8 protein-coding genes are annotated in these 6,957 nt (G+C 70.3%); all 8 read left to right on the forward strand.

What is annotated here, in order from left to right; all coding sequences use genetic code 11:
* A partial coding sequence (locus V7D28_RS12525) for a DNA-directed RNA polymerase subunit alpha C-terminal domain-containing protein (RefSeq protein WP_333587716.1) occupies positions 1-200 on the forward strand: 200 nt, incomplete at its 5' end.
* A 182-nt stretch (positions 201-382) separates the two neighbouring features.
* Entirely contained in the window at positions 383-796 is a 414-nt protein-coding gene (gene rplQ, locus V7D28_RS12530; RefSeq protein ID WP_333587717.1) for a 50S ribosomal protein L17, read from the forward strand.
* Positions 797-931: 135 nt separating this feature from the next.
* Positions 932-2,176: an alkaline phosphatase family protein gene (locus tag V7D28_RS12535; RefSeq protein WP_333587718.1), complete on the forward strand. Its 1,245-nt coding sequence runs from the start codon at positions 932-934 to the stop codon at positions 2,174-2,176.
* Positions 2,177-2,252: 76 nt separating this feature from the next.
* Positions 2,253-3,209 (forward strand): VOC family protein, encoded by a 957-nt coding sequence (locus V7D28_RS12540; RefSeq protein WP_333587719.1) that lies wholly within the window; start codon positions 2,253-2,255, stop codon positions 3,207-3,209.
* Positions 3,206-3,559, forward strand: coding sequence for an ArsR/SmtB family transcription factor (locus V7D28_RS12545; protein WP_333587720.1), 354 nt, complete (start codon positions 3,206-3,208; stop codon positions 3,557-3,559). The genes V7D28_RS12540 and V7D28_RS12545 overlap by 4 nt, the downstream gene beginning before the upstream one ends.
* Positions 3,556-4,026, forward strand: coding sequence for an SRPBCC domain-containing protein (locus V7D28_RS12550; protein ID WP_333587721.1), 471 nt, complete (start codon positions 3,556-3,558; stop codon positions 4,024-4,026). The genes V7D28_RS12545 and V7D28_RS12550 overlap by 4 nt, the downstream gene beginning before the upstream one ends.
* A gap of 144 nt (positions 4,027-4,170) precedes the next feature.
* Positions 4,171-5,424 carry a TCR/Tet family MFS transporter gene (locus V7D28_RS12555; protein WP_333587722.1) on the forward strand — a complete coding sequence of 418 codons (1,254 nt, stop codon included), beginning with the start codon at positions 4,171-4,173 and terminating at the stop codon, positions 5,422-5,424.
* Between the two features lie 73 nt (positions 5,425-5,497).
* Positions 5,498-6,913 (forward strand): Do family serine endopeptidase, encoded by a 1,416-nt coding sequence (locus tag V7D28_RS12560; protein ID WP_333587723.1) that lies wholly within the window; start codon positions 5,498-5,500, stop codon positions 6,911-6,913.
* Positions 6,914-6,957 lie beyond the last annotated feature (44 nt).

The following is a 6,957-nucleotide window of genomic DNA, read 5'->3' on the forward strand; positions in this document are numbered from 1 at the left end:
ACGACAACATCGTCTACATCGGCGACCTGATCCAGAAGACCGAAGCCGAGATGCTCCGCACCCCGAACTTCGGCCGCAAGTCGCTGAACGAGATCAAGGAAGTCCTCGCCGGCATGGGCCTGCACCTGGGCATGGACGTGCCCAACTGGCCGCCGGAAAACATCGAAGACCTCGCCAAGAAGTTCGAAGACCAGATGTAAGACGTTTCTGCGCTGGCTTCGGGCCGCTTCGGCGGCCAGGGCCCGGTGAAGCCGCACCAGCGGTGGAGGGACCCGGCGCTTCGTTATGACCCAGGCGGGAGCAGGCTGGGATTTGATCAGACGCGGCGTCGCCCATCCACATGGGCCGCCAGGCGGGCCGGAGCGCCCAGGAGACAAAAGACATGCGCCACGGTTACGCGCACCGCAAACTGGGCCGCACCAGCGCCCACCGGACCGCCATGTTCGCCAACATGGCCGCCAGCCTGATCAAGCACGAGCAGATCGTGACCACCCTGCCCAAGGCGAAGGAGCTGCGTCCCTTCGTCGAGAAGCTGGTCACCCTGGCCAAGCGCGGCGACCTGCATTCCCGCCGCATCGCCATCAGCCGCGTGCGCGACGTGGAACAGGTGGGCAAGCTGTTCTCCACCATCGGTCCGCGTTACGGCGCCCGCAACGGTGGCTATATCCGCGTGCTCAAGGCCGGCTTCCGCTATGGCGACAACGCGCCCATGGCGGTGATCGAATTTGTTGATCGCGACCCCTCGGCCAAGGGCAAGGACTCCGGTCCTACCGCCGAGGCCCGCGACGCCGACTAAGGCGTCCGGCGATCGCAGCCAGACAGGGCCCCGGACGGCGACGTCCGGGGCTTTTTCGTGCGCCCATCTTGTCCGCCCGGGCTTTTTTCCCCCGGCGCGGGTGGACGCGTCATATGGGCGGGCTAAGAGCGGCGCATGATCAAGCCTCGCCCCCTCTTGCGCCTTTGCGCGCTCGCCCTCCTGCTGCTCCTGCCGGCGTGTGCGTCCTGGCGGCCCGCCCCGGCCGGTACGCCGGAGCGGATGGTCCTGCTGATCTCGGTGGACGGCTTTCGCGCCGACTATCTAGACCGGGGGCTGACGCCCAACATGAAGGCCCTGGCCGACCGCGGCGTGCGCGGCGTCATGCGACCGGCCTTCCCGTCCAAGACCTTTCCCAACCATTACACCCTGGTGACGGGCCTGCGCCCCGATCGCCATGGCCTTGTGGACAATGTCATGCGCGACCCCCTGCTGCCGGGGCGCACCTTCCGCCTGGGCGACCGCGCCGAGGTCACCGATCCCGTCTGGTGGGAGGAGGGCGAGCCCCTTTGGGTGACCGCCGAGCGGGCGGGGATGCAGACCGCGGTGCTGTTCTGGCCGGGGTCGGAGGCGCCGGTGCGCGGCGTGCAGCCCAGCCTGTGGATGGCCTTTGACCAGTCCATGACGGCTGAAGCGCGGGCCGATCAGATGCTCGCCTGGCTGGACGGCGCGGGCCAGGCCAAGCCGGGCCTCCTGGCGCTCTATTTCGACGAGGTGGACACCTACGGCCATTGGCATGGTCCGGACTCGGGCGAGCTCGATGCGGCGCTGGAGCGAACTGATGCGGCCATCGGCCGGCTGATGGAGGGTCTGGCCGCCCGCGGGCTGCTGGCGCGCACCGACATCGTCGTGGTGGCCGACCACGGCATGGCGCCCACCTCCCGGGCCAGGACCATCGACCTCGACGCCCTGGTGAGCCGGGAGGACGGGGAGGTGTTGACCAGCGGGGTTCACCTGGCTTTCCAGCCCGCCCCTGAGCGCCGGCGGGAGGTCGAAGCCGCGCTGTTGCGCGCCCACGACCACATGGAATGCTGGCGCAAGGGCGAAATGCCCGACCGGTTCGCCTATGGCCGGCACCGCCGCGTCCCGGAGATCTTCTGCCTCGCGGAGCCCGGCTGGGAGATTCTGCCCCGGGCGCTGGCCGAGGCGCGCCCCCAGGCGGGCGGCGCCCACGGCTATGATCCGGCCCATCCCACCATGGCGGCGGTCTTCATCGCCGCCGGTCCCCGCATCGCGCCCGGCGTCGCCCTGCCGAGGTTCGACAATGTGGATGTCTATCCATTCCTGACCGGATTGCTGGGGCTGGGGCCGGCTGACCACGACGGAAATCCGGCGACGCTGAGGGCGGTCCTAAAACCCTGACCGGCGCCACCTCGGGGTCTTGCGTAGAAACTTATCGTATGCGTTAAAGATTGCGCCATATGACAAGGGACCCGCCATGGACGCCAACCTGACCCCTACCGCCTTCTATCGTGATCCGCAGGCCGCCCTGACCTGGCTGGACAAGGCCTTTGGTTTCGAGGTGGCTCTGCTCCTCACCGACGCCACAGGCGCCCTGGCCCATGCGGAGATGAATTTTCATGGCGTTAGGATCGGCGTGGGCGGGGAGTTTGCGAGCGACGTTCTGGGCCCGGCCCGGATGCGCAGCCCCCAGGGGCTGGACGGGCAGGGCACTCAGTTCTGCCGCATCGCCCTGCCGAAGGCTGTCGACCTGGACGCCCATTGCGCCGCCGCCCGCGCCGCCGGGGCCACGATCACCCAGGCCCCCCGGGATGAGTTCTATGGCGACCGCACCTATCGCGCCCTGGACCTGGAGGGCCATGTCTGGACCTTCACCCAGACGGTCCGGAGCGTCAGCCCCGCCGAGATCGAAGCGGAGACGGGCCTCGTCTACGCCGTCGGCCGCGAAGGACATGTCGCCGCGCCGCCCGAGCCGCCCCGTTCGCCGGTGACCTCCTACGTCTGTTACCGCGACCCGGCGGCCGCCTATGACTGGCTGGAGCGGGCCTTCGGGCTGGAACCCCGGCTCTATGTCACCGACGACGCCGGCGGCCTCGTCCATGCCGAAATGACCTTCCAGGGCGCCACCATCGGCGTCTCCAAGGGCTGGACCGAACACCACGCCGCCCCCGCCGACATCATGGGCCGCAACACCCAGACCCTGCACCTGCAACTGTCCGAGGACATCGACGCCCATCACGACCGGGCCGTGGCCGCCGGCGCCCGGGTGATGCGGCCTCTGGAAACCCAGGCCTATGGCGACCGCACCTATGTGGCCTGGGACCTGGAAGGCCATCTCTGGTCGTTCGGCCAGACGGTCTCGCCCATGAGCACCGAGCAGTGGGACGCCGAACTGGGGACAGTCACCAGGCTGCGCCCGGACCTAAGGTCATGAGCGCGGCGCTGGACCAGACCCTGGCGGCCCTGGCCGACCCCAATCGCCGCCGGGCGGTGGACCTGTTGAAACAGGGGCCGATGCGGGCCGGCGAGCTGGCCCAGGCCCTGTCACTGTCGCCGCCGGCGCTCAGCCGCCATCTGCGCACCCTGCGCCAGGCCGGGCTGGTGGAGGAGCAGCACCCCGAATTCGACGCCCGGGTGCGCATCTACGCCCTGCGCCCTGACGCCTTGGACGAACTGCGCGGCTGGCTGCAGGACAGCGAGGCCATGTGGAGCCGCGGGCTCCTGGCCTTCAAGGCCCATGTCGAGCGCGAGCACGAGCCCGACGGCGGGGAGGGGGGCTCGTGACCTCACGGGTCTATGTGGCCCTGCGGGTCAACGCCGCGCCCGAGCGCGCCTTCCGGGTCTTTGTGGACGAGATCGAGGCCTGGTGGCGGCCGAGCCCGATCTTCCCCACCACCCCGCGGGCGCCAGGCCGACTGGCGTTCGAGGGCGGGGACGGGGGGCGGCTGGTGGAGACGCTGGCCAACGGCAAGCAGTTCGAACTGGGCCGGATCACCGCCTGGGAGCCGCCCAGCCGCCTGGTCTTTTCCTGGCGCCAGGCGAGCTTCCCGCCGGACCTGCGGACGGAGGTGGAGGTGTCCTTCGAAGCGGTGGGGGAGCAGACCCGGGTCAGCATTGAGCATCGCGGCTTTACCGCCGTGCCCGCCGATAGCGCCGCCCGCCACGGCTTCCCCGACGGCGTTCTGCAGATGCGGCTGGCGGAATGGTGGCAGGCCCAGCTCGCGGCGGTGGCTCGGCGGGCCTCAGGATGATTGCGGGCCGGCGCGCCCTGGGCCAGGGTGGCGCGCGCAGATCGAGGGCAGGAGTTGGCTTGGCCGCCCGGTCGTCGGGCGGGGTGGCAAGGTGTCTGGGGGTGGTATGAGGCGGCGGTTACAGCAGGACGGACGGCGCCGGCCATGAGCGAGACAAACGCCCCTCCCGCCGGCCGCAGGGCGGCCTTCGGCTTCGTCTTCGCCACGGCATTGATGAACAGCGTCTCCTTCGGCCTGATCATTCCGGTCCTGCCCAATCTGATCAAGGAATTCACCGGCGGCGACACGGCCCAGGCCGCCGAATGGAACGTCGTCTTCGCCATCACCTGGGGCGCCATGCAGTTCGTCTGCGGCCCGCTGCTCGGCCTGCTGTCAGACCGGGTGGGGCGTCGGCCGGTGCTGCTGCTGTCGATCTTCGGCCTGGCCCTGGACTTCATGATCATCGCGCTGGCGCCGAACCTCACCTGGCTGCTTATCGGCCGGATTCTCAACGGCATGACGGCGGCCAGCTTCTCCACCGCCAACGCCTATGTGGCCGATGTGACGCCGCCCGAGGGACGGGCCAAGGCCTTCGGTTGGATGGGCTCGGCCTTTTCCTTCGGCTTCCTGGTCGGCCCGGCCCTGGGCGGCGCCCTGGGGGATATCGACCTGCGGCTGCCCTTCTATGCCGCGGCTGCGCTTGCGCTGGTGAACGGGCTCTACGGCCTGTTCGTCCTGCCGGAGTCCCTGCCGAAGGAACGACGCACCGCGCGCTTCGACCTGGCGCGGGCCAACCCCTTGGGGTCGCTGCGCCTGCTGCGCTCTCAGCCCGACCTTCTGGGCCTGGGGACCATCGGCCTGCTGTTTCAGCTGGCCCATACGGTGCTGCCCACGGTCTTCGTCCTCTATACGGGCTATCGCTATGGCTGGAGCCCGTCGATCATGGGCCTGGCCATGATGGCCACCGGTGTGGCCGGCGTGCTGGTCCAGGGATTCCTCGTCGGCCCCGTGGTCGCCCGCATCGGCGAGCGCGGCGCCCTGATGCTGGGGGCGGCGGGCGGCGCCCTGGGCTTCGCCTGGTACGGCTTTGCGCCCACCGGCATGGCCTATCTCATGGGCATCCCCCTCTTCGCCCTCATCGGATTCCTCATGCCCGGCCTGCAGGGCCTGATGACCCGGCGGGTGGCCGCCCACCAGCAGGGCCAGCTCCAAGGCGCCAATCAGAGCCTGCAGGGGATCGCCTCCATGATCGGGCCGGCCCTGTTCGGCCTCACCTTCGCCTGGTCGATCCGCCATGAGGCGGTCTTGCAGGCGCCGGGCCTGGCCATCTATCTCGCTTCGGCCCTGCTGGTCGTCGCCCTGGTCCTGGGCACGCGGGTGGCGCGGACCCCGGTTTCCGCCGAACCGCGCCAGGCCTGAGCCGCGGCCCGCGGTCATTTTTGCGCCCGAAAGCTTCGCCAAAGGCGGAGTTCGACCGTCAGATGGAGACGCCATGCGCGCTGCTCGCCTGCTCGTTCCCGCCCTGGTCCTGCTGGCCGCCTGCTCCGATCCCACCGGACGCACCGAGGCCCAGCCGGCCCTGGCTCAGCCCACCCGCTCCCCGCCGGAGACGGCGGTGGACCTCAAGACCTCCTTCGCCCCCGTGGTGAAGAAGGCCGCGCCCGCCGTGGTCAACATCTCCGCCCGCCGGGTGGTGCGCCGACAGGTGGATCCCTTCTGGGAGATGTTCGGCCTCGGCGCGCCCCGCGACCGGGTGGAGGGCTCTCTGGGCTCAGGGGTGATTGTCCGTTCCGACGGGGTGATCATCACCAACAATCACGTGGTCCGGGGCGGTCAGGAGATCATCGTGGCCCTGGCCGACCGGCGGGAATTCCCCGCCCGCCTGCTGCTGGCCGACGAACGCACCGATCTGGCGGTCCTGCAGATCGACACCGGGGGCGAGGCCCTGCCGGTGCTCGCCATCGACGATTCCGGCGACGCCGAGGTGGGCGACCTGGTGCTCGCCATCGGCAATCCTTTCGGCGTGGGCCAGACGGTGACCACCGGCATCATCTCGGCCCTGAACCGCACCGCCGACCCCAGCGGGGATGCGGCCGCGGCCTATATCCAGACCGATGCGGCGATCAATCCGGGCAATTCCGGCGGCGCCCTGGTGGACATGGACGGGGACCTGATCGGCATCAACAGCTTCATCGTCTCCCGCTCAGGCACCTCCAGCGGCGTGGGCTTCGCCATGCCCGCGGCCATGGTGCGCCGGGTGGTGGAGACCGCCGTGGGCGGCGGCCAGCGGGTGGTGCGCCCCTGGCTCGGCGCGCGGACCCAGACGGTAACCGCCGACATCGCCCGCTCCATCGGCATGGCCGCCCCCCAGGGCGTGCTGGTGGCCGACGTCTGGAGCGGCGGCGCAGCCCAGCGCGCGGGCCTCGCCCAGGGGGACGTGATCCTGACCGTGGACGGCCAGGCGGTCAGCGATGTGGGCGGGCTGAACTACGCCGTGGGCACCCGGCGGGTGGGGGAGACCCTTCGCCTGCGGGTCCGCCGCCAAAATGGGCAGGAGGCCGATGTCAGCCTGCGCGCCGAGGCGCCGCCGGCGACGCCAGCCCGGGACGAGCAGGTTCTGAGCGGCCGCCACCCCTTCGATGGCGCCACCGTCGTCAACCTGTCGCCGGCCGTGGCCGACGAGCTGGGCGTCGATCCCTTCCTGGGGCCGGGCGTGCTGGTGACGCGGGTGGGGCGCGGGGTCTCCCTGAACGCCGGCATGCGTCCTGGCGACATGGTGCGCGCCGTCAACGGGACGGAGATTCGAACCGTGCGCGACCTGGTCCGCGTGCTGGAGGCCGGCGCCCCGGCCTGGCAGGTGACGATCCAACGCAACGGCCAGCAGATCACCGCCAACTTCCGGCTGTGAACGGGCGCGCCGGGCGCGGGCATTTGCTATGAACAGGTCATGGC

It is taken from the genome of Phenylobacterium sp. (assembly GCF_036723115.1).
Classification (GTDB): domain Bacteria; phylum Pseudomonadota; class Alphaproteobacteria; order Caulobacterales; family Caulobacteraceae; genus Phenylobacterium.